This is a genomic window from Thermodesulfovibrio sp. TK110 (genome assembly GCF_054658355.1).
On sequence record NZ_BAAHNB010000001.1, the window covers coordinates 1,824,005 to 1,847,158 of the forward strand.

Annotated in this window: 23 protein-coding genes; 10 read left to right on the forward strand and 13 right to left on the reverse strand. The window is 35.6% G+C overall.

Annotated elements, in window-relative coordinates:
• Positions 1–6: 6 nt before the first annotated feature.
• From ACYQ3X_RS09650 to ACYQ3X_RS09660, 3 genes are read left to right on the forward strand one after another with little or no spacing between them, the layout of a single operon-like run.
• Positions 7–948: a metal ABC transporter substrate-binding protein gene (locus ACYQ3X_RS09650; RefSeq protein ID WP_460181598.1), complete on the forward strand. Its 942-nt coding sequence runs from the start codon at positions 7–9 to the stop codon at positions 946–948.
• Positions 939–1,652, forward strand: coding sequence for a metal ABC transporter ATP-binding protein (locus ACYQ3X_RS09655; protein WP_460181599.1), 714 nt, complete (start codon positions 939–941; stop codon positions 1,650–1,652). The genes ACYQ3X_RS09650 and ACYQ3X_RS09655 overlap by 10 nt, the downstream gene beginning before the upstream one ends.
• A gap of 2 nt (positions 1,653–1,654) precedes the next feature.
• Entirely contained in the window at positions 1,655–2,452 is a 798-nt protein-coding gene (locus ACYQ3X_RS09660; protein ID WP_460181600.1) for a metal ABC transporter permease, read from the forward strand.
• Positions 2,453–2,455: 3 nt separating this feature from the next.
• On the opposite strand, the gene ACYQ3X_RS09665 is transcribed toward ACYQ3X_RS09660, so the two are convergent.
• A complete protein-coding gene (locus ACYQ3X_RS09665; RefSeq protein WP_460181601.1) occupies positions 2,456–4,864 on the reverse strand; it encodes a Lon protease family protein in 2,409 nt (802 codons plus the stop codon).
• A 100-nt stretch (positions 4,865–4,964) separates the two neighbouring features.
• Here ACYQ3X_RS09665 and ACYQ3X_RS09670 point away from each other — a divergent pair, with 100 nt between their 5' ends.
• Positions 4,965–6,572: a phosphohexomutase domain-containing protein gene (locus ACYQ3X_RS09670; RefSeq protein WP_460181602.1), complete on the forward strand. Its 1,608-nt coding sequence runs from the start codon at positions 4,965–4,967 to the stop codon at positions 6,570–6,572.
• Positions 6,563–8,128 carry a bifunctional aminoglycoside phosphotransferase/ATP-binding protein gene (locus tag ACYQ3X_RS09675; RefSeq protein ID WP_460181603.1) on the forward strand — a complete coding sequence of 522 codons (1,566 nt, stop codon included), beginning with the start codon at positions 6,563–6,565 and terminating at the stop codon, positions 8,126–8,128. The genes ACYQ3X_RS09670 and ACYQ3X_RS09675 overlap by 10 nt, the downstream gene beginning before the upstream one ends.
• Here ACYQ3X_RS09675 and ACYQ3X_RS09680 read toward each other — a convergent pair.
• From ACYQ3X_RS09680 to mqnE, 12 genes are all read right to left on the reverse strand, one after another.
• On the reverse strand, positions 8,117–8,902 hold the full coding sequence (locus ACYQ3X_RS09680) for a menaquinone biosynthesis protein (protein WP_460181604.1): 786 nt from the start codon (positions 8,900–8,902) through the stop codon (positions 8,117–8,119). The genes ACYQ3X_RS09675 and ACYQ3X_RS09680 overlap by 12 nt on opposite strands.
• Positions 8,899–11,634, reverse strand: coding sequence for an RtcB family protein (locus tag ACYQ3X_RS09685; RefSeq protein ID WP_460181605.1), 2,736 nt, complete (start codon positions 11,632–11,634; stop codon positions 8,899–8,901). Before ACYQ3X_RS09685 ends, ACYQ3X_RS09680 begins: the two co-directional genes overlap by 4 nt.
• A 41-nt stretch (positions 11,635–11,675) precedes the next feature.
• On the reverse strand, positions 11,676–12,086 hold the full coding sequence (locus ACYQ3X_RS09690) for an archease (protein WP_460181606.1): 411 nt from the start codon (positions 12,084–12,086) through the stop codon (positions 11,676–11,678).
• Entirely contained in the window at positions 12,083–12,499 is a 417-nt protein-coding gene (locus ACYQ3X_RS09695) for a HEAT repeat domain-containing protein (RefSeq protein WP_460181607.1), read from the reverse strand. Before ACYQ3X_RS09695 ends, ACYQ3X_RS09690 begins: the two co-directional genes overlap by 4 nt.
• On the reverse strand, positions 12,496–12,891 hold the full coding sequence (locus ACYQ3X_RS09700) for a HEPN domain-containing protein (protein ID WP_460181608.1): 396 nt from the start codon (positions 12,889–12,891) through the stop codon (positions 12,496–12,498). Before ACYQ3X_RS09700 ends, ACYQ3X_RS09695 begins: the two co-directional genes overlap by 4 nt.
• On the reverse strand, positions 12,878–13,195 hold the full coding sequence (locus ACYQ3X_RS09705) for a nucleotidyltransferase domain-containing protein (protein ID WP_460181609.1): 318 nt from the start codon (positions 13,193–13,195) through the stop codon (positions 12,878–12,880). Before ACYQ3X_RS09705 ends, ACYQ3X_RS09700 begins: the two co-directional genes overlap by 14 nt.
• A 4-nt stretch (positions 13,196–13,199) precedes the next feature.
• Positions 13,200–14,141: an NAD(P)/FAD-dependent oxidoreductase gene (locus ACYQ3X_RS09710; protein WP_460181610.1), complete on the reverse strand. Its 942-nt coding sequence runs from the start codon at positions 14,139–14,141 to the stop codon at positions 13,200–13,202.
• 10 nt (positions 14,142–14,151) lie between these two features.
• On the reverse strand, positions 14,152–14,700 hold the full coding sequence (locus ACYQ3X_RS09715; protein WP_460181611.1) for a nucleotidyl transferase AbiEii/AbiGii toxin family protein: 549 nt from the start codon (positions 14,698–14,700) through the stop codon (positions 14,152–14,154).
• Positions 14,679–14,930, reverse strand: a complete 252-nt coding sequence (locus ACYQ3X_RS09720) for a hypothetical protein (RefSeq protein WP_460181612.1) — start codon at positions 14,928–14,930, stop codon at positions 14,679–14,681. Before ACYQ3X_RS09720 ends, ACYQ3X_RS09715 begins: the two co-directional genes overlap by 22 nt.
• The gene (gene mqnC, locus ACYQ3X_RS09725) at positions 14,920–15,972 is read right to left on the reverse strand and encodes a cyclic dehypoxanthinyl futalosine synthase (RefSeq protein ID WP_460181613.1); all 1,053 of its coding nucleotides are present in this window, start codon (positions 15,970–15,972) and stop codon (positions 14,920–14,922) included. The genes ACYQ3X_RS09720 and mqnC overlap by 11 nt, the downstream gene beginning before the upstream one ends.
• Before the next feature lie 64 nt (positions 15,973–16,036).
• Positions 16,037–16,300 (reverse strand): hypothetical protein, encoded by a 264-nt coding sequence (locus ACYQ3X_RS09730; protein WP_460181614.1) that lies wholly within the window; start codon positions 16,298–16,300, stop codon positions 16,037–16,039.
• 10 nt (positions 16,301–16,310) lie between these two features.
• Positions 16,311–17,387 (reverse strand): aminofutalosine synthase MqnE, encoded by a 1,077-nt coding sequence (gene mqnE / locus ACYQ3X_RS09735; RefSeq protein ID WP_460181615.1) that lies wholly within the window; start codon positions 17,385–17,387, stop codon positions 16,311–16,313.
• A gap of 79 nt (positions 17,388–17,466) precedes the next feature.
• On the opposite strand from mqnE, the gene accC reads away from it, so the two are divergent.
• From accC to ACYQ3X_RS09760, 5 genes are read left to right on the forward strand one after another with little or no spacing between them, the layout of a single operon-like run.
• Complete coding sequence (gene accC, locus ACYQ3X_RS09740) at positions 17,467–18,882, forward strand: acetyl-CoA carboxylase biotin carboxylase subunit (RefSeq protein WP_460181616.1); 1,416 nt, start codon at positions 17,467–17,469, stop codon at positions 18,880–18,882.
• A gap of 21 nt (positions 18,883–18,903) precedes the next feature.
• Positions 18,904–20,727 (forward strand): sodium-extruding oxaloacetate decarboxylase subunit alpha, encoded by a 1,824-nt coding sequence (gene oadA / locus ACYQ3X_RS09745; RefSeq protein ID WP_460181617.1) that lies wholly within the window; start codon positions 18,904–18,906, stop codon positions 20,725–20,727.
• Positions 20,727–21,383: a site-2 protease family protein gene (locus ACYQ3X_RS09750; protein WP_460181618.1), complete on the forward strand. Its 657-nt coding sequence runs from the start codon at positions 20,727–20,729 to the stop codon at positions 21,381–21,383. The genes oadA and ACYQ3X_RS09750 overlap by 1 nt, the downstream gene beginning before the upstream one ends.
• 9 nt (positions 21,384–21,392) lie before the next feature.
• Positions 21,393–22,379 carry a tryptophan--tRNA ligase gene (gene trpS / locus ACYQ3X_RS09755; RefSeq protein WP_460181619.1) on the forward strand — a complete coding sequence of 329 codons (987 nt, stop codon included), beginning with the start codon at positions 21,393–21,395 and terminating at the stop codon, positions 22,377–22,379.
• Positions 22,367–23,095 carry a HesA/MoeB/ThiF family protein gene (locus ACYQ3X_RS09760; protein WP_460181620.1) on the forward strand — a complete coding sequence of 243 codons (729 nt, stop codon included), beginning with the start codon at positions 22,367–22,369 and terminating at the stop codon, positions 23,093–23,095. The genes trpS and ACYQ3X_RS09760 overlap by 13 nt, the downstream gene beginning before the upstream one ends.
• Positions 23,096–23,154: the final 59 nt, after the last annotated feature.

Below are 23,154 nucleotides of genomic sequence, written 5' to 3' on the forward strand. Positions count from 1 at the left end.
GTGTGTATGAAAAAAAGTTCAAAGTTTAAAGTTCAAAGTTCAAAATTCAAAGTTCAAAATTCAAAGTTCAATTTTATAGTTTTCCTTGTTCTAATCTGCTTTATGATAATTTTTTCATCATGCAGTCAAAAGCCTGAGAAAATCTCAAAATCTATTGTAGTTTATACAAGTCTTTATCCCCTTGCAGAGTTTACAAAATGGATAATTCCAGAGGCTTATGTTGAAAGCTTAATGCCTCAGGGAGTTGATCCACATCATTTTGAGCCTTCTTTAAAGGATATCCAAAAAATGTATAAGGCAGACATGATAATTTATCTTGGAGATACAGATATAGACCGATGGATTGACAAAATAAAAGACGAACTCAATCAAAAGAAAGTAAAAGTAGTAAGACTTCAGGATAGCATTCAGTTTAAAAAATACTCTTCTGGTAATGAAATAGACCCTCACATATGGTTAGACCCTGTTTTAGTAGCAGAAATTATAAAACTCATAAAAAATGCAGCCACAGAGATTGCACCAGAAAAAAAAGAGTTATACGAGAAAAATTTCTTCATTTATGAATCAAAATTAAAAGAGCTTGATAATTCTTATAAGCATGGATTATCAAACTGTACTTTGAAAGATGTGATAATTACCCATGAATTTTTAAATTATCTTACTGTCAGATATGGCTTTAATTCACACTTTATTGTTCATGAACCTGAACAGGAGCCTTCTATGAAGAAAATTAAACAACTCAAAGATTTCATGAAGCAAAACTCAATTGACTACATTGTATCTGAGCCTGAAGGAGAAAGAATAGCAAAAGCTTTATCAGAAGAGACAGGAGTAAAGATATTAAAATTTAATACTTTTCACACACCAGGCACTCAAAATAGGGTTGATTACTTTCAAGCAATGAATGAAAATCTTAAAGTTTTAAAAACTGCATTAAAATGCCAGTAAATGCCATAACATTAACGAGTGTTTATTATTCATTTGAGGGTATTTTTGCTCTTGAAGATATTAACCTTGAGATACCTGAGGGCTGTTATCTTGGAATCATAGGACCAAATGGAGCAGGTAAAACAACTTTGCTGAGGTTAATACTGGGCATAATAAAACCACAAAGAGGTCAGGTATTGATTTATGGACTGACTCCACAAGAGTATTTAAAATCTGAATCCATTGGATATCTACCTCAGAGAATATCTCAGACCATATATGAATTTCCATTTACAGTGGAAGAACTTGTTAGAAGCGGAGATGAAAAATTAAAAAAAGACAATATTGAATGGGCACTGGATGTTTTTAAGATTTCCCATTTAAAAAAGAAATCAATCAGAGAACTTTCTGGAGGACAGCGTCAGAAGGCATTTCTTGCAAGAGCAATTGTTTGCAGACCAAGAATTTTAATGCTTGATGAGCCAACTACAGGTATTGATCCTTATTCAATGGATGAACTGCTTCAGATACTTGAGATTCTTAATCAGGATTTTGGAATTACAATAGTTGTGGTCACTCATGATATAGGAACTTTTGCCCATGAAGCAAAATGTATTCTGTGTCTGAATAGAAGGGTTGTATGTATTGGAGAACCTCAAAAAATCCTGAAAGAGGAATATATGGGTATGTTATATCCTGAACATACTGTTTTCCCACATAAATAAAAATGCTTGAAATCTTTGAATTAGATATAATAAAGAGAGCTTTTTTAGTTATAACTTTTGTAGCTCCACTGGCTCCTGTATTTGGAGTATTTTTACTTCTACGTAGATATGCCTTTTTTGCAGATACACTTGCTCATGTTGGTTTTTTAGCACTGGCATTAAGCCTTTTTTTTAAGATAAATTCCCTTGTTTTGCTTATTTTATTAAGCCTTATTGTCTCTATTTCTGTTGAGAAACTCAGAGCAAAAGACAGACTTCCAGCAGAGGGTTCTCTTTCTTTTTTTCTTTATGCAGGTGTTTCACTATCAGTAGTTTTTATAGCATTATCTGGTAGCACAGGTGCAATAATGAGTATACTTTTTGGAAGTCTTTCCACTGTAACAAAAGGAGATGTTTATCTTATCTTGACAGGGGCTTTAATTTGTGGAGCTTTTCTGCTCAAATATTATAAAAAACTCTTAAATCTTTGCATTGATGAAGAAATTGCTCATGCCTCTGGAATTAATACAACACTGATTAAAATGCTCTTTGCCAGTGTAGTAGCATTATCAATTTCCATATCAATAAAAACAATGGGAGCACTTTTAATTGGTGCTCTTATGATTATTCCTCCTTTAATTGCAATGCAGCTCTGCAAAAGTCTTAAAACTACAGTAATATTCTCAGTTATTCTTTCTGTTTTATCATCCTATGCTGGAATTTTCCTTTCCTTTTACTCAGGAATTCCCCTTGGAGCATCTATATCTACAATTCTAATCTTTTTCTTTCTGCTCTCTGTTATTTTTAAAGCCTTTAAATGATTTTTATTTTTCATTTTTCTTTTCTTCTTCTTTTTCCTTCTTTTTAAGCAACTCTGACATCTCATCAAGCTTTTTCATAACAAGATAGTTTATGGTTCCCTCTGGATATGTTCCATCTTGCTGAAGCTCACCTGCTGGCATATCTGTAAGTATTTCAAGCCCTTCCTCTGCATAATCAATGGCATAAATATGGAAAGCACCTTCTTTAATAGCTTTTTGAATTTCCTCCTTTAGCATGAGATGTTTCATATTTCTTCTTGGAATAATTACTCCATGAGTTCCATCAAGTCCTCTGATTTTACAGAGTTCAAAAAATCCTTCAATTTTCTCATTTATTCCACCAACTGGCTGAACCTCTCCTTTTTGATCCATTGAGCCTGTAACAGCAATATTTTGTTTTAGAGGTATCTCAGCAATGCTACTTAAAAGCGCATAAAGTTCAGCACATGTGGCACTATCACCTTCTATCATTTCATAAAGCTGTTCAAATGTAAGGGAAGCACTCAGGCTTATTGGCTTTTTTATTGCGTATTTACTCCAGAGATAGCTTGAAAGAATCATAACTGCCTTTTCATGAATCTTGCCAGACATCTTAGTTTCCCTTTCAATATTCACTATTCCAGCCTTACCAAGATAGACTCTTGCAGTAATGCGAGAAGGTTTACCAAAGCTGTAATCTCCAAGATCAATAACAGCAAGCCCGTTAATCTGTCCCACTTTTCTACCAGATGTCTCTACAATCAAAACATCCTCAAGAATTAACTCCCTGAGTTTTTCTTCTATGCTTGCTGATCTATAAACTCTCTGCTCAAGTGCTTTGTTGACATGTTCTTCATAAACCTGTGTTTTTCCATCTTTCTTTGCCCAGAAATGTGATTCTCTTATAAGATCTGCAATGCTACTGAATTGAGTTGAAAGCTTTTCCTGATGCTCTGCCAGTCTTGAACCATACTCAACTATTTTTGCAACCGCTGATTTATGGAATGGAAGAAGTCCTTCTTCCTTTTGACAGAGTGAAACAAACTGTGCATATTTTTTTATGTTTTCTTCAGTTCTCGGCATTCTTATATCAAAATCTGCCTTAACTTTAAAAAGTTCCCTGTATTCATCATCATAGTTATAAAGTATGTAATAAAGAAAAGGCGTTCCAGTAAGAATTACCTTGACATTTAATGGAATTGGCTCAGGTCTTAAGGTAGTGGTGGTGATCAGTCTATATTGCTCCCATACATCTTCAATTCTGATTTCTTTACTTCTTAATGCTCTTTTTAAGGCATCATAGGAAAATAGATTTTTAAGGAGTGCCAATGCATCTATTACAAGATATCCTCCATTTGCCCTATGAAGTGAGCCAGGTTTAATCATTGTGAAATCAGTAATTGCCATGCCATACTGAATTTTATATTCAATTCTTCCAAAAAGATTAAGATATGTAGGATTTGGTTCATAAACAACTGGAGCACCTTCTGTCATAGAATTATCCACAAGAACATTTACGCTGTATTTGGCAAAAGAAACTTCTCTCTGAATTTTCATAAAAGGAGGCACTGCAGGCACCTCTTCTTGAATCTTAAAATCCTGAAGATTGTTAAGTATATCTTCCTTGACAGCTTCAAGATAATTTACAATTTTTTCATTGAAAGAGTATTTTTTCTTGAGCTCTTCAATAGGCTGCTCTATTACATCAAGTGCGATCTGACGCTCAAGCCTGATGAGCATATCTTTAACGATTTTTTCAGCTTCTTTAACAGCTCTTACAACATCATCAAGTTTGTCTTGAAGCATTTTACCAAGCTCATCAATTCGTTTTCTTGTATCAGGATCAAGTGCTTGAAACTCTTCCTCTGTAAGAGGCTCGCCATCTCTTTTTACAGGAACAATTATTAGTCCTGCAAGAGCTTTACGAATTGCAAAACCTTTTGATTTTGCTTCCTCTTCTATTGCGGAAAACCATTCTCTCTGCTTTTGCTGAAAATCTTCAAGTATCTTATTTCTCTGTTTATCGTAATCTTTTGACTCAAAGGCTTTCGGAATTTCTACTTTCAATGTATTAACGAGATTTTCCATATCTTTCTGAAATTCTGCTCCTCTGCCTGCAGGTAAACTTACAGCAATAGGAGCATCAGGATTTTTAAAGTTATAAAGATAGCACCAGTCAGGTGGAACAGGCTCATTTTTAACCTTTTCAGAAAGAAGTGTTCTTATTGCACGCATCTTGCCTGTGCCCTGTTCTCCAAGAGCATATATATTAAAACCTTTAGCAGGCAGATTTAAACCAAACTCAAGAGATGCAATTGCTCTGTCCTGCCCGATTGTTCCTTGAAGAGGTGAAAGCTCTTGAGTTGTTTCAAAATCAAATATGTTATGATCACATTTTTTGTAGACTTCTTCTGCCAGAAGCTTCTTTATCATTTTATTTCCTCCTTCATTGTATTTTTCATATTATACCATTAAATTTTGCCTTTAGCGTGCCAAGATATTTATAATTAAATAAAAACTCTGGAGGAACTCTATGAAGGCATCCAGTCTATGGAGAGAGATTCTCAAAGCTACAGGAAATAAAAAAGAGCTTTTGAAAGAGATAGAAAAACTGGCAAGGGAAAATACTGAGCCTGCGGAGATTCATTTCGGCACATCTGGATGGCGTGGAGAGATTGGCTCTGATTTTACAATGCAGAATGTGAGAGTGCTGACAAAAGCTATTATTGAAGCAGTAAAAAGCGAAGAAAGAAATGTTTTAAATGCTATAGGTGTCAACTCTTTCAATGAATTCAAAGAAAGAGGAGTTATTGTTGGACATGACAATAGAATTCTCGGAAAAGAGTTTGCCTTTGAAGTAATAGGATTATTTCAATCAGAAGGAGTTAAATGTTACTATGCCGGTGAGGCATCTACTCCAGAGTTTTCAGCAGGAGTAATTGAACTTAATGCAGCAGCTTCAGTGAATCTTACTCCAAGTCATAATCCAGCAAACTATGGAGGATTGAAACTAAATCCTGCAGATGGAGGACCAGCTCCAGAAGAGCTTACAAAACCAGTGGAAGCTCTTGCAAATGAAATAATGAAAAAAGCTAAAGATGTAAAAAGCATAAAACCAAAAGACATTGAAAAAATAGACCTAACAGAACTTTACATAAATTTTATCAGAAAAAAAGATGTGTTAGATCTGGAAAAAATCAGGAATTTCATAGAAACTGAAAAACCTGTTTGTGCAATTGATCATATGTATGGAACAAGTAGAGGCAAACTTGCAAGAATTCTTTCATTAAAACCAGGCAGTTTTGTATGTTTGAGAAAAAAGGATGATCCGCTTTTTGAAGGAGTTTCTCCAGAACCAAGCGAAACTAATTTAAAGCTTGCTTTATCCTATCTGAAGAAAGATTCCTTAGGATTTGCAGCTATAATTGACCCTGATTCAGACAGAGTTCGTTTTGCAGATCTGAAAAGGCAGATTCCAATGAATTATTTTGGTGCAATGGCATTCCATTATCTATATAATTACAAAGGATTAAGAGGTGTTGTTGCAAAAAGTGTTGGAACAAGTAATTTTGTAAATGCCATTGCAGAAGCTGTAGGAGTTGAAGTTGTTGAAACAAAAGTAGGATTTAAGCATTTTAGACCATATCTTCTGCCAGATTCAACAAAAAAAGCTATTGTAGTATTTGAAGAATCTGACGGCATTTCAGCTCAGAATCATCTACTTGAAAAAGATGCTATTTTTGGTTGTTTGCTTGCCCTTGAGATGTTGTCTACACTCAAAAAAAACCTGAGTGATTATCTTGAAGAGATTGAATCCATTTACGGAAGATATTATTCAGATAGAACAGGCATTGAGATACCACGCGAAAAGTTCGGTCCCCATATAAAAAAACAGACACATGCATTGAAAGATTACTTTAAAGTTGGTGATTTATTTAAAGTAGGAACACTTAATAAAAAAATTATTCACATAACAGACATTGATGGAATTAAAATTGTTTTTGATGACCTATCCTGGATTATGATAAGACCATCGGGAACAGAACCAAAAATTCGTATTTATATAGAAACGAAAAATCTGCAAGAGAAAAACTATCTTCTTGAAGAGGCTAAAAAACTTACAGAGAGAATATGGCAGTGAAAGAAATTCTCTGGGCAGAGGAGCTTAAAAAAGAGGCTTTTCCAAATAAGCCACAGGAACTAAAAATTTTGCAAACTCATATTTCCTATATTTTCATAGCTGATGATTTGGTTTACAAAATTAAAAAGCCTGTAAACTTTGGTTTTCTTGATTTTACAACTATTGAATTAAGAAAACTTTACTCGGAAAAAGAAGTAGAACTTAACAGAAGGCTTTGCCCTGAGATTTATCTTGGAGTTGTGCCTGTTTCTTTAACAGAGGATGGCTATAAAGTTGAGGATGATTCAAATGTTATTGAATATGCAGTAAAGATGAAAAGGCTTCCAGAGGATGGAATGATGCAAAAAATCTTAAAAGATAAAGCCTTAACAGAAAAACACATTGATTTAATTGTGGATTTACTGGTTCCTTTTTACAAGTCAGCTAAAACAGGTAAAGGAGTTGATGAGCACGGTTCTGTTGATACAGTCTACTTTAATACTGAAGAAAACTTCAATCAGACAAAGAGCTTTGTCGGCATTGCCCTAAATAAATGGAGATATAATGAGATTGTCAGTTGGACAAGAAAGTTTATAAAAGAAAACAAGGCAGTCTTTGAAGCCAGAATTAAGGAAAGATTTATCCGTGAAGGGCATGGAGACCTTTACTCAGCCAATATATGCTTTGATGATTTAAAAAAAGTTTACATATTTGACTGCATTGAGTTCAATGAAAGATTCAGATGCGGTGATGTTGCCTCTGATATAGCTTTTTTAAGCATGGATCTGGATTTTCACAGTTACAAAGAGCTTTCAGAATACTTTGTTAAAACCTATGTGAAAAAAGCTGGTGATAAAGATTTGTTAAAACTTCTTAATTTTTATAAATGCTACCGTGCCTATGTGAGAGGAAAAATCGGATGTTTTACTGCAGAGGATAAAGCTTTATCTCAGGAAAGAAGACAGACTGCTTTACAGGAAGCGAGAAAATACTTTGACCTTGCCTATATCTATGCTGATGGTAAACCTAAGGTCTTTGTTGTTTTTGGACTTTCTGGAACAGGAAAATCAACCCTTTCAAAAGCTCTTGCTGAGCAAACTCTTGCAGAATGGATTCCCTCTGACATAGTTCGTAAAAGCCTTGTTGGAATTGCACCAACTGAGCATCATTATGAGCCTTTTGAAAAGGGTATTTACAGCAGAGAATTCACAGAGAAGACTTACATGAAAATGATAGAAATTGCAAGGGAAAATCTCTTAAGTGGCAGGGATGTGATTTTAGATGCCACTTTTCGTGAAAGAGCTTTTAGACAAAAAGTCATAAGAGAGCTTAACTTTGGTGAGATTTACTTTATATGGTGCATTGCAGAAGACAACATTGTTAAGGAAAGATTTATGAAAAGGAAGGAAGCAACTATTTCAGATGCTCGCTGGGAGATATATTTAGCGCAGAAGGAAAAGTTTGAACCTCCCGATGAAATAAAAGGTGAAAGATTGATAGTAGTTGATACCTCTGAGTTTAAAGATTTGACTGAAGCAGTAATTGAGAAGATTTACACTGATTTATTATCTCAATGAATTAATGTATGAGTCAAAGAGTTTTAAACTTTTTTTATGAGTTTCTGTAAGATTATAATCCATGTTTTCTCTCCAGTAAAATATAATTTCATCCTCAGTCATAAATTTTTTTAAGTAGTAGTCTTTTCCCATCTCTTCTGCATACTTTATCCATTGATTCTTTGCATAAAGAAGATTTTCTCTGAATCTGAGATAAATACTGTAAACTTCACTGTCAGGTTTAGTAATCTCTTTTCTCACAATCCATAAGGCAAAAACAAATGGAAGTCCTGTATGCTGATACCATAAATTTGCAAGATCATAAACTTTCTTGTTTTTTAAAATCTTTCTATATCTGAGAGCATCATCACCTATCAATAAAAAGGATTCTGCTGTAAAAGGTGAAGCTGAGATATCATACTCTGGTTTTAATCCAAGAAATTTTTCCAGTATAACTCTTAACAGGAGATGAGAAGTCGCTGACTGATCTGTAAGCAATATCTTTTTGCCATCAAGGGCTTTTAATTCATAATCACTGAAAAAAAGCACACTACCCACATACTCTTTTGAGCTTATGCAGATTCCATCAACATAGTCATATTTCTCCTGATTCAGTAAATACTCCACTGAAGATGAAGGACTAACATCAATCAAATCATTTCTCAATGCCCAGTTAAGCTGAGATGGAACTCCTTTTACAAAATGAATTTCTTCTGTAAGTAATCCCTCCTTTTCAAGAACATAAAATATGGGATAAACATTGGCATACTGAATCCATCCTACTTTTAGCTTCATCCTTTTATAACTCCCATTGGTTTTAATTTTGCAACTTTGCGAGCAATTCCTGCATTATGAACAACATCAACAACATTTGATACATCTTTGTAAGCATCTGGCATCTCCTCTGCCAAGGTCTCCTTACCAGCAGACCTTACAATTATACCTCTTTCAGCAAGTTCTTCCTTGATAGCTCTTCCCTTTGCCTGTTTTATTGCCTGTGTTCTACTGAGAAGCCTTCCAGCTCCATGACAGGTTGATCCAAATGTCTCTTGCAATGCTTTTTCAAGCCCTACAAGGACAAATGAAACTCTTCCCATGTCTCCTGGAATAATAACAGGCTGTCCGCAAGAGGCATAACAATCAGGAAGTTCAGGATGTCCCTTTGGAAAAGCTCTGGTTGCTCCTTTTCTATGAACCACAACTCTTCTTTTTTTGCCATTAACAATGTGAAATTCTTCCTTTGCAATATTGTGTGCTACATCATAAACAACACTCATTGCAAGATCCTTTGGTGAGAGCTTAAAAACTCTCAGAAAAACTTCTCTTGTCCAGTGCATAAGACACTGTCTGTTTGCCCAGGCATAATTAGCTGCTGCTTTCATTGCAGAAAAATATCTTTGTCCTTCTTTGCTAAGGAAAGGAGCACAGGCAAGCTCTCTATCAGGAAGCTCTATTCCGTATTTTTTTGCTACCTGTAACATATCTCTTATATAGTCATCGCATATTTGATGACCAAAACCACGAGAACCACTATGTATCATCACAGTAATCTGATTTTTGAACAATCCCATAGCCTGTGCAATTTCTGGCTCATAAACTTCATCAACATACTGAACCTCAAGAAAGTGATTACCTGAACCAAGAGTTCCTAACTGATCTTTACCACGTTCATAGGCTTTTTTACTTATAACTTCAGGGTCTGCTCCATCAAGGCATCCATGGGATTCAATACGCTTCAGATCATCAGCCTCACCATAACCCTGTTCCACTGCCCATATTGCACCTTTAAGCACAACTTTTTTAAGCTCTTCATAATTAAGCCTAATTTTTCCTGTGGAACCAACACCTGAAGGAATATGAGTATAAAGTAAATCAACAACTTCTCTGATTTTTGGCTCCACTTCCTCTTTTGTAAGATTACTTTTAAGGAGTCTAACGCCACAGTTATGAACAACCACTCCGTTTGCTATAAAGTTGTGAGCTTTATGGCATACACCTATATCGTAGAAATGTGTATAATCTGGAATTATACTTCTTACCTTAACAACCCTTTCCTTTACAAATCCGCCTTTGACACCAAATTCTTTTATAAACTTTCTAAAATCTGGAAATTCTTCAGGAACTCTCATTTTAAGATAGGCATATCCAAAAAGTGCTTGCTCTTTCTTTTTTAAGTCATATTCATAGTTTATTTTCCCTGTATATGCTTTTATGTTTTCCTCTCCAGCAATAGAGAGCCTGTAGGTGACATTTTTCTTTGATTTAATTTTATAAATAATGGAGGAAACTCCGAACTCTTTTAACATGCTCTGTATATCTTTCAGAAAATCTAAAAGGTTTTCCTCAAGCTCTTTTTTCTTTGCCTGTGTAAGATTTATTGGCAGAGGAGTGCATTTTTTAAAGTTTAAAATGCTACCATCAGAACCAAAAAGCCCTGCTAAGAAGTTTCTTTTAATCCATAGAGATGATTTCTTTATCCATTGTGGAATTACATAAGGTGTCTCTATTTTCTTACCAGATGGAACCCCGAGTTTTTGAAGCAAAAGAGCAAATGCCCTTGATGAAACTCTTAATTCAGCAGATACGGATTTTCCTTTATAACTCCCACTTACTGTTTCTATTGAGTATTTTCTTTCTCTAATATACATCACAGAGGAAATACCGAGCTTATCTAAATCTTTTTTCAATTCATTGAGATTATCAACCCTTCCATAAAAACTAATCCCTATTCTCCCCTGCATATTTCCTAAATGTCCGTCTCCGAAGGCAAAACCAATAATACGCGAGAGAATTCCTATATGAGGAGAGCTTAATCTGAGTGGTAAAAATCCTCTATTTTTTAAAAATGAAACTATCTGCTCATCTGTGTCACGGAAACTGTCTTCATCTATTATTACATCCTCTTTTTCTTCATATTCAACTCCTTCAAATGGATAGACAACTACAAAGTCATTCTCATTTATTTTTTCAATAGGCTTGTAACCGTCAACAGTCAAAACTGGATGGTCTTTGCTTCCTTCAATTTTCCGTCCAGTTTCTGTAATAAGTTCATAGGCAATCTCATCTTTATCCTTTTTTCTTTTAGTTACAAGCAAGAGCTCTGAGTTATCATTATGTCCTTCCTCTGAATTAAATATCTTTAATCTCTCCCCTCTGTATTGATTTAAGATATCTTCAATGTTTATCCAGTATCCATGCTCTGTGAGAACTTTTGTTTTAGGGCAAAGGCAGTTAATATCATATCCGACACCACCTGGAGAGATAACTCCTTCTTCTGTATCAAAGGCTGCAACTCCACCGATGGGAAATCCATATCCTGTATGAATATCTGGCATTGCAAGAGATTTTCCTACAATTCCTGGCAGTGTTGCCACATTTGCAACCTGTCTTACTGAGTCAAGTTCAAGTTCCTGCTCAAGGGTTTCATCAACAAAGATAATTCCATCGGTTTTCATCCCCTGGACAAATCCTTTTGGCACTCTAATTCTGTATGGGTCTATTCTTTCTGTTCCTTCTATTTTAGGCATAAGACACCTCCTTTGAAGCAGGCTTTAATTCTATTATATCCTTAAATATCAAAAATTATCTCAGCTATCCATTGAGAGTTTTCCCTTTGAAGAACAAGATTATGATATGTAGCTGCTTTTAAAAGGAGCTTTCTTTCATGTTTTTCTGGATTAAAGTACTCACCCCAAATAGCTGCCTTAAGAGTGTTTTCCTTAATCTCTACTTTTATATCTCTGCCAATAAATCCATAAGCATCAAACTGAAAAATAAGCTCATTGAGAAAGCTTATAAGCATGTCTTCAAGAGTCTCTTCTGACAGTGAAATCTCTCTTTTTTCTTCAGCTTTTACAAGATTTATATCAGTGATGAGGCTATAAAGACCCAATCCTGCATTTACAAAACATTCTTCAACTGTTTTTCCTTCTGCTCTTAGCCCCACATCTGCTGCAACATCAATAATTTTGTAACTCATTTTATGCTTTTTAATGCATCTTCAATGAACTCTTTTACCTGGGGGTCATCTTCTTTATATAAAGCCTCAATTAATGCTGGTCTGGCTTCCTTATCACCGATTATCTCAAGAGCATAAGCAGCATCACCACGAATATTTTTCTCCTTAGATTTTAAAAGCCCAACAATGTCTGGAATGATTTTTTGTAGCACTGCAGGATTCTTTGCCTTCATCTCTTCAATTATTGCAAATGCTCCAACCTTAACTCTTAATCTTTCATCCGCAAGCATCTTTGGTATTAACTTAATCTGCTCAGGCTCGTGCTCAAAAAAGGTTATTATGTTTTCAAGATATCCATTGTCAAGATAGTCAAAAAGCATCTCTTCAAAGGCTTCGCCTTCCCAGTTGCTAAAACTACTACCATTTCCACTCATAGTCTCACCTTATTCAAAATTATTTCTTTTATTTTTAAGCAAATTTTATATGAGTCTTCTGCTTCTTGAAGAGTTGGCTCATAAAATGTGTCTGGATATCTAACCTCAACGGAAAATTCTGTTAACTTTTCCATATCTTCCTCGAGTTCCTTTAATTCAGGAATTAAATCCTCAAGGTCTGAAAGTAATTTAACAAGATCATGCGTTTTACTTATTTCTCTTTCAAAATACACAAGCGCTCCCTTTAAAAATTTTTCTACTGCCTGCTGAGCATGAAAGCAGATCGTATCAGTGGGCGGGTCATAACTTTTTAAATTGTTTTGTATATTTTTAATGTCATTTTCTGCTTTTTGAAACCATCTTTTTACTATAAGGTTTTTACCTTCGCTCATAGAGAATTTTTCCTTTTGAAAAGGCTGTGTTTATAATCGTGCCCTTTACATTTCTAAATTTTTCTTCTTCTTCAGGCGTAAACACAAATACATCAATGGAAAATTTTCGATTTGAAAAAATTCTTCTAACTAATAAATTCCTTCTATAAGGATTTTCATCTGTTTTCATTATAATCACTAAATCTATGTCGCTACCTTCAGTTGCCTCTCCCGTAGCCTGAGAGCCAAAAATAATTATTTTTTCTGGCTCAAAATTCTCAACTATTTTATTTTTTATCTGCTCAATGAGATCCTCTGTTATCATAGTTTCACCCATGCCAATCAGTTTTTATACGGCTTCTTCCTCTTATGTATTTTTCAGCAGAAAGTGCTGCAATAGCTCCCTGAGCACAGGCTATAACAACCTGCCTTGCATGGGGACTTGCCACATCTCCTGCTGCAAAAACACCCTGAATAGTTGTTTGCATGAAATTATCTACCACAATAAAACCTTTTTCATCAAGCTTTAAAGCCTCTCCAAGAAAATCAACCACAGGTTGAGATCCCTGAAGATAGACAAAAACTCCTGAAACTTCAATATTTTTTTCATTACCTTCAAGATCTTTCAATATAATTCCTGTAACAAAATCTGTGCCTGTGATTTCTTTTATTGAATGGGAAGTTAATATCTCAACTTTTGGATTTTGATAAACTGGATGTTCAGGTTCTACCTTTAACTTTGAAGAAGGCGTTATTAAATAGAGTTTATCAGCAAATTCTGTTAAGTAAACTGCCTCTTTCACAGCTTCTTCGCTATCGCCAAGCACTCCGACAGTTTTTCCTCTGAAAAAAGGAGCATCGCATACAGCACAGTAGCTTACACCTCTTCCAAGAAGCTCACCTTCACCTTTAATTGTTGGTTTTCTTCCCATGGAGCCTGTAGCAACAATAACGGTTTTCCCTTTATAGCTACTGTTCATTGTCACAACTTCCTTTATTTCTGATGTTAAATCCACTCCCACAACCTGTTCCTCTTTGTATTCAACTCCAAAAGACAGTGCCTGTGCCCTTATCCTTTCAAGAAGTTCTTTGCCTGGTAGTGGTTTTTCAAGCCCTGGATAGTTTTCAATTAAAGAAGCGTATGCTAAGGCTCCTGCAGTCCTGGATTTATCAAGAATGAGTGTTTTGAGATTTGCCCTTGCTGCATATATTCCGGCTGTGAGTCCTGCAGGACCTCCACCGATTATTACTACATCATAAAGTTCTGTCATTGTGCTCTCCTTATAAAAGTTTTAAAAGAGTTTCCTTCACCCACTGAGGAATCTCTCCATAATCTTCAAAGCTAAGCAATGCTCCAAGATATATTTTATATGATTGCTCTGGAAATTTCAGCTTAAAGTCTGCCTCCACTTTAGCTCTGTCCCACTGATAAATCTTATAGAGAAAGGCAGCATCAAATGGATCCTTTGGATCAACTCTTCTGCCTGCAGAGTATATCTTATTTAAAAAAATATCATAGTCACTTGCTTTTTTTACCCCTTTAAATCTTTCAAGAGGAAGGATATTTTTAAATGGAAAAAATACAAAGGAAACTCTTATGTTTTCAATATAAAAATCAATGTTATCGGAGAATTTCTCTGCAGCCTGAGGCTCAAAGTGTTTTCTCATTTTATAAGACAGTTTATTAAAAGAAAAAGGCTTCTGTCTAAAAAAATCAAGGTCAAAACTTTCCCTATGAGCATATTTGAACATTATTGCAGTTCCACCAGCAAGATAAAAATCTGTAAAAAGGCTCTGAATTTTTTTTGCTAATTCAAGGAGTTTTTCCATCTTTTTATCCAGAATCTTACACCTCTTTTGACCTCAGGATATTTCATCGCAATTTTATAAGTCTCCTCAGGATATAACTTAAAGAGCTCCTCTATTTCATCAAAACTGCCATATTTCAAAACTCGTAGAATTATCATCTCAAGAGGTGCCTCCTCTTTATAGTCCCACAGATATTTTGCAAATCTCTCAGGAATCCTGACCTTTTCAAAATAATTCCACTTAATTCTCATCAAAGAATCTCAGAATTCTGTAATATGTATCCCTCTGGGCAGGTCTGAATCCTGCAGTTTTTATAGCTTCTATTATCTCATCCATACTCACACGATAGCAAACTCCTGCTGCCCTTACAACATTTTCCTCAAGCATTGTTGAACCAAAGTCATTGGCACCAAACCTGAGTGCTACTTGAGCAATTTTTATACCCTGCGTAACCCATGAGGCCTGAATATTTGAGAAATTATCAAGATAAATTCTACTTAATGCAAGAACTTTAAGATATTTCACTGAGCCTGCTGAATGAAGCTCGGGAAATTCTCTTTTAAGCTCTGTATTGGAAGGTTGAAAACTCCATGGAATAAAGGCAGTAAATCCACCGGTTTCATCCTGAAGTGTTCTTAATGCATCTAAGTGTTCAACTATATCCTCTTCTTTTTCAATGCTTCCGAACATCATTGTAGCTGAAGTCTTCATACCAAGAAGATGTGCCTCACGCATTACGTTGAGCCATTCAGAAGATTTAATCTTATTTGGTGATTGAATCTGCCTTACTCTATCACTTAAAATCTCTGCTCCTCCACCAGGAATTGAATCAAGCCCTGCTTCTCTCAGTCTTTCAAGGACTTCCTTTATTGATAAACCTTCTTTTTTGCTTAGAAAGGAAATCTCTGGAGGTGAAAATCCATGAACATGAATTCTGAAATTGCTCTTTATAAATTTAAGCATATCAATGTAAAAATCAATCCCGAGCTCTGGATTCACTCCACCCTGAAGAAGTATTTGAGTACCACTTTTTTCAACAGTTTCCTGAATTTTCTGTGCGATCTCTTCCTTTGTAAGAATATATGCTTCAGGATGTCCTGCTGGTCTCCAGAAAGCGCAGAATTTACAGCGATTAATACAGATGTTTGTATAGTTTATATTTCTGTCAATAACAAAGGTAACAATACCTTCTGGATGAAGTTTCCCCCTTATTTCATCAGCAACTCTTCCCATTTCATAAATGGAAGCTTCTTTAAGCATCTCAACAGCTTCTTTTTTATTAATCCTTACCATAATAAAATAATTAAATTATCAAAATTCTTCTTTCTATTTCTTTTAGTATTTCATCACATTGTTTTTAAGACAATTGATAATTGCCAGCATCAAGATTTTCTTTTTTTAGTTCTTGAAGCTTTTTTTCATATGCCTTCCATTCCATATAGTCATCCCATGATTCAAAATTTTCTTCATTCTGACTTTTTATTAATTTTTCAAAATCTTCAAATCTAATATTATACTTGTTTTCAAAAAGTCTTATTTTCTCTTGCACTCTGTGTATTTCATATAAAAGGCTAACATTATACAATTCTATAATTTTTTCCTTATTAATCAAACTCTTCATTTTACCTCCTTTAATCAAATACTTTCTTAATATTATAGAAACTATCTCTTTCCACAGGGATTTTTCCTGCCTCCCTTATAAGGTGAACAAGTTCCTCAATTGTGATACCTTTTTTTGAGCGAGCACCAGCTGAATGGGCAATCTTTTCTTCAATTATTGTTCCTTCAAGGCAATCAGCACCATAAAGCAGAGCAAGTTGAGCAAGTTTTTCACCAAGCATAATCCAGTAAGCCTTTATGTGCGGAATGTTGTCAAGTACAAGCCTTGACACAGCAATCGTCTTTAAATCATCTATCCCACTTGGATAGGGAACTTTAATATCCGTATTTTCAGGCTGATAACTGAGAGGAATAAAAGCAAGAAATCCTCCTGTTTCATCCTGAAGCTCTCTCAATTTTATCAAATGGTCAACCCTGTCTTCATAGGATTCCACATGACCATAAAGCATGGTGGCATTTGTTTTTATCCCGAGCTTGTGAGCAGTTTTTATTATTTCAAGCCATTTTTCACCAGAAATCTTCTCCGGGCATATTCTATTTCTTACCTCAGGATTGAATATTTCTGCTCCACCACCGGGCATTATATCAACTCCTGCGTGCTTTAGTTTCATAAGGGTTTGCTCTATTGTTAAACCAGATTTTCTTGAAAAATAATCAATTTCAACAGCTGTAAATGCTTTAATTCCAATTAAAGGAAACTCTCTTTTTATTGTTGAAAGCATTTCAAGATAGTATTCAAACTGCCACTCAGGATGAAGTCCTGATACAATATGAACTTCAGTTATGTAGCCTGTGGTCTTCTGAGCTTCCTTAAGCTGATTGATTATGTCATCAATACTTAGTTCAAAAGCACCTTCCTCTCCCTTTGAACGGGAAAAGGCACAGAATCTGCAACGATTAATGCATATATTGGTAGGATTAATGTGCCTGTTTACGATAAAATAAACTCTATCTGAATTAAACTTTCTTGAAACTTCATCTGCCAGTTCACCAAGCTCATGAATTTTATCTGTATTAAAAAGAAATACTGCTTCTTCTCTATTAATTCTTTCTCCCTGTCTGATTTTTCTTTTAATTTCAATAAACATAGAATTATTATACCACTGCTAATTGATTTATTTTAACTTTTCATTTAAAATTTTTATATTTACCTTTGAAAGGCATGCTATGTTTAAAAAAGTTTTAATTGCAAACAGAGGAGAGATTGCATTAAGAATAATCCGTGCCTGTAAAGAACTGGGCATCCGTACTGTTGCCATATATTGTGAACCCGATGCAACGGCAAGATATGTAAAAAAAGCTGATGAAGCCTATCTTGTTACTCCAGGTCCTCTTAGAGGCTACCTCAATATCTACGGAATAGTGGAGCTTGCAAAAAATGTTGGTGCTGATGCAATTCATCCAGGATATGGTTTTCTTGCAGAAAATCCTCAGTTTGCAGAAGCCTGTGCAAAGGCTGGAATAACCTTTATAGGACCAAATCCTGAGGCAATTAGGAAAATGGGGCTTAAAGATGAAGCTCGTAAGATTGCTCAAAAGCTTGGTATTCCTCTATTGCCAGGAACACCCCCTCTAAAAAGCATAGATGAAGCAGTGAGTGCAGCCAGAGAAATCGGTTATCCAGTAATGGTCAAGGCTTGTGCAGGAGGTGGTGGAAGAGGCTTAAGAATCTGTTATGATGAAGAATCGTTACGAAGACAGATAACAATTGCCATGTCAGAGGCAAAAAAAGCCTTTGGTGATGAGAGAGTCTTTATTGAGAAATATCTTGAAAGACCCCATCACATTGAAATACAGATAATGGCTGACAAATACGGAAAAATTATTCATCTTGGAGAAAGGGATTGCTCAATTCAGAGAAGGCATCAAAAACTGATAGAGATAGCTCCATCTCTTTTACTTACAGAAAAAGTAAGATGTCAGATGGCAGAAGCAGCAAAGAGACTTGCCTATGAAGTTGGTTACGATAATGTGGGTACAGTAGAGTTTCTTGTTGATGAAGATCTCAACTACTATTTTCTTGAAATGAACACAAGAATTCAGGTAGAACATACAATTACAGAGGAAATCACAGGAATTGATCTCGTGCAAAATATGATAAAAATTGCCTATGGTGAACCCCTTGAAATAAAGCAATATGAAATAACACTCAATGGATATGCTATACAGTGCAGAATTAATGCTGAAGACCCTCTGAATGATTTTCTTCCTTCCACAGGTACTGTTACTGCCTATTACTCTCCTGGCGGCTTTGGAATTAGAATTGATGGTCATGTAACCGAAGGGTATAATGTACCACCCTATTATGACTCCCTTTTAGCAAAGCTTGTTGCCAGAGGAAGAACATGGGATGAGGCAGTAAGAAGAATGCATCGCGCACTAAGTGAGTATGTAATCAGAGGAGTAAAAACTACTATTCCGCTTTATATAAAAATCATGGAAGATGAAGACTTCAGAAAAGGAAACTTTAGCACAAAATACATTGAAGAAAAACTTAATAGTCTTCTTTATAGTGAAGAAAAAGATCCCTTTGATCTGGCAGTGATACTGTCTGCTGCCATTGTTGCTCATAGCAGAGTTTAAATAAAATTGAGAGGTGTAAAGATGTCAAAATCATCACCTGTTAAAATAATGGATACCACATTCAGGGATGCCCATCAAAGTCTTCATGCCACAAGAATGAAGCTTGAGGATATACTGCCTATTGCTGAGAAGATGGATCAAGTGGGGTTTCACTCCCTTGAAGTATGGGGAGGTGCAACTTTTGATAGTTGTTTGAGATTTTTGAGAGAAGACCCGTGGGAAAGATTAAGAACCATAAGAGCGCTTGTTAAAAATACAAAGCTTCAAATGCTTTTAAGAGGACAGAATATTGTTGGTTACAGACATTATCCTGATGATGTTCTGGAAAAATTTGTTGAAAGAGCTGTAGCAAATGGTATAGATATTTTCAGGATTTTTGATGCTTTAAATGACTTAAGAAATATGGAAAAAGCCATAGAGGCTACATTAAAATATGGTGGAGTTGTTGAAGCTTCCTTTTGTTATACAATAGGACCAATTTACACCATAGATTTCTTTGTTGGACTTGCAAAAAACCTAAGAGACATGGGAGCCCATATAATCTGTATAAAAGACATGGCAGGGCTTCTTGATCCTTACACTGCCTATGAACTTGTAAAAAAACTGAAAGAAGAAATAAATCTACCAATACATCTTCATACCCATGATACAGCAGGCATGGCAGTGGCAACAACAATTAAGGCAATTGAAGCAGGAGTTGATATAGTTGACACCGCAATCTCAACAATGGCTGGAGGAACATCTCAGCCTCCACTTGAGACAATATGTCACATACTTAAAGGAACTGAAAGAGATCCGAAATTTAATATGGAGCTTCTTGACGAGATTGCTGACTATTTTTATGAAACACGGAAAAAATACAAACATCTTGAAAGCGAATATATTGGACCTGATCCAAAAGTAATTGTTTATCAGGTCCCAGGTGGAATGTTGAGCAATCTTGTAAATCAGCTAAGACAACAGAATGCCTTACATAGATTAAAGGAAGTCCTTGAAGAAATTCCCCGTGTAAGAGAAGATTTTGGATATCCTCCTCTGGTTACTCCTTCAAGTCAGATTGTGGGAACTCAGGCAACATTAAATGTGCTTACTGGTGAGAGATATAAAATGGTTACCACAGAAACAAAAAACTACTTTAAAGGACTTTATGGTAAGCCTCCTGCGCCAGTAAATGAGGAAGTAAGAAAAAAAATTCTTGGTGATGAAGAATTTATAACTTGCAGACCTGCAGATCTGCTTGAGCCTGAGTTTGAAAAAGCAAAAGCAGAACTGAAAGATAAGGCTTGTTCTGATGAAGATGTGCTCAGTTACTGCCTCTTCCCCAAGATTTTTCTTGAGTTCCTTGAAGCAAAAGAAAAAGGAATCAAAGAAGAACCTCAGCCCGAGAAAGAAGAGGCAAAACCTGCTCCGAGTCTTGCACCAACAGAATTTGTCATAAATCTTTATGGAGAGTCATATCATGTTAAAGTTGGTGGGAAGGGACATAAAGTTGATGGTAAAAGACCTTATTTTCTCTATGTAAATAATCAACTTGTTGAGGTCATTGTTGAACCCTTACAGGAGATTGTTCCGAGCGAAGAAGGAAAAGTGGAGATTAAGCCTAAAGAATCAGTAAGGCCAAGACCTTCAGAGCCTGGTGATATAGCCTCTCCAATGCCTGGTACTGTAATGAAAATTAAGGTTAAAAAAGGTGACAGAGTCAGTGCTGGAGATACAGTGGTAATAGTTGAGGCAATGAAGATGGAAAACGAAATCCATTCACCAATTGATGGAATAGTTGAAGAAATTTATATAAAAGAGGGTGACATGGTCAACCCAGATGAAGTAATGATAAGGATAAGATAATGGATTTTCCAGGAATTCTAAGGCAGATTATAATTTCAGCACCTGCTATATTGATTGCAATTGTTTTTCATGAGCTTGCTCATGGATGGGTAGCTTACAGGCTTGGTGACAATACAGCAAAGCTTTCAGGACGGCTTACTCTCAACCCTTTATCACATATTGACCCTTTTGGAACGATAATTATGCCATTTATTCTTCTTATTTTTACAAATGGTCAGTGGGTATTTGGATATGCAAAACCTGTTCCTGTAAATCCTTATAATTTCAGCAATCCCCGTGCTGGTATGGCACTTACTGCTGCAGGTGGTCCTGCAGCAAATTTAGTTGTAGCAATAATTTGCACCATTATTCTAAAATGGATTGTTTTACCTTTTATGGGCATAATTCCTGATTATATCTTTGAACCATTAGTTTTAATTCTTAGAGCTACAATAATGATAAACATTGTATTGGCAGCATTTAATCTCATTCCAATACCACCTCTTGATGGTGGAAGAATTCTCATGGGTGTGCTACCTCTAAAATATTCCGAATTTATGGAAAGAATTGAACCATATGGTTCTTTGATTGTAATATTCATGATTATTACAGGTTTAACAACTGTTTTTGTATGGCCTATGGTCAAACTTTTTTTAAACATACTTTCACTTTTTTAGGAGGAATAAATGGATAGAGTATTAAGTGGAATGCAGCCAAGCGGACCACTTCATCTTGGAAATCTTGTTGGAGCTCTTTCAAACTGGGTGAGGCTTCAGGATAAGTATGAATGCTATTTTTTTGTTGCAGACTGGCATGCATTAACAACAGGATATGGAAATCCTTCACAGATAAAGGACTGGACAGTTGACCTTCTTATGAATTTTATTGCAGCAGGTCTTGATCCAGAAAAATCAACCATATTTATTCAGTCACAGGTGCCTCAGCATGCAGAACTTCATATATTTTTAAGTATGATTACTCCTCTTGGCTGGCTTGAAAGAGTCCCTACTTATAAAGAAAAAAAAGAGCAGATTAAAGATAAAGACCTTGATACCTATGGATTTTTAGGCTATCCAGTGCTTCAGACAGCAGACATTATAATTTATCGGGCAAAGTATGTGCCTGTTGGAGTTGATCAGGTTCCTCACCTTGAGATTTCCCGTGAAATTGCAAGAAGATTTAACTATCTATATGGAAAAGAGTTTTTTCCTGAGCCAGAGGCTTTGCTTACAGAATTTCCAAAAGTTCCAGGGACTGATGGAAGAAAGATGTCAAAAAGTTATGGGAATGCTATCTATCTAAGTGATGATGAAAAAACAGTTACAGAAAAAATAAGAACAATGGTTACTGATCCTGCACGAAAAAGAAGAACAGACAAAGGAGACCCTCAGAAATGCCCTGTTTTTGATCTGCATAAGATATTTTCAACAGAGGAAGAAAAAAGGGAAATAGTTGAAGGCTGTATTACAGCAGGTATTGGATGCATTGACTGTAAAAAAGTTCTTATAAAACATGTAATTGATAGTTTAAAACCCATATGGGATAAAAGACAGCATTTAATCAACAATCCTTCTGTGCTTATTGAAATTGCCCGTGAAGGCTCTAAAAAGGCAAAAAAAGTAGCTGAGGAGACTCTCAGAGAAATGAAGGAGCTGATAGGATGGATTTCTTAAGATATAGCCGTCAGATGCTAATTGAGGGATGGGGTGAGGAGGGGCAAAAAAAGCTAAAAAATTCCACTGTGTTTATTGCTGGTGCAGGTGGGCTTGGAAGTCCTGTTTCCATTTATCTTACAGTTGCAGGAGTTGGAAAAATAATCATATGTGACTTTGACAATGTAGAAATTACCAATTTAAACAGGCAAATACTGCACAGCCATACAAGAATTGGAATTAACAAAGCCCTCTCAGCAAAGATTACCTTGACTTCAATAAATCCTGATGTGGAAGTAATTCCTGTTACAGAAAAGATTACAGCTAAGAATGTAGATGCAGTTACAGCAGACTCACATATAATCATGGACTGCATGGATAATCTTGAGACAAGGTATATTCTTAATGAAATAGCAATAAAAAAGGGGATTCCTCTTGTTTTTGGTGCAATCTATGGAATTCAGGGAATGCTAAGTTTTATTCAGCCTCCAGAAACACCATGCCTTAAATGCCTTTTTCCTGAAGCACCACCGAAAGAAACATTTCCTGTGGTAGGTGCAACTCCTGGAGTAATAGGAGCACTTCAGGCTTTGGAAGCAATAAAGTATATAGTGGGAATTGGCAAACCTCTTAAAAATAAGCTTCTTGTATGGGATGGAATGAGAGGAGAGTTTAAAGCCTTCAAAGCACAGAGAGACCCTGCCTGCCCTGTATGTAGTAAAATAATTAAACAGTAATTTCAGGAAAAACAAAAGTTGACGGAATTTCCGTAAAAATTTTAAACTAAAATTTCTAA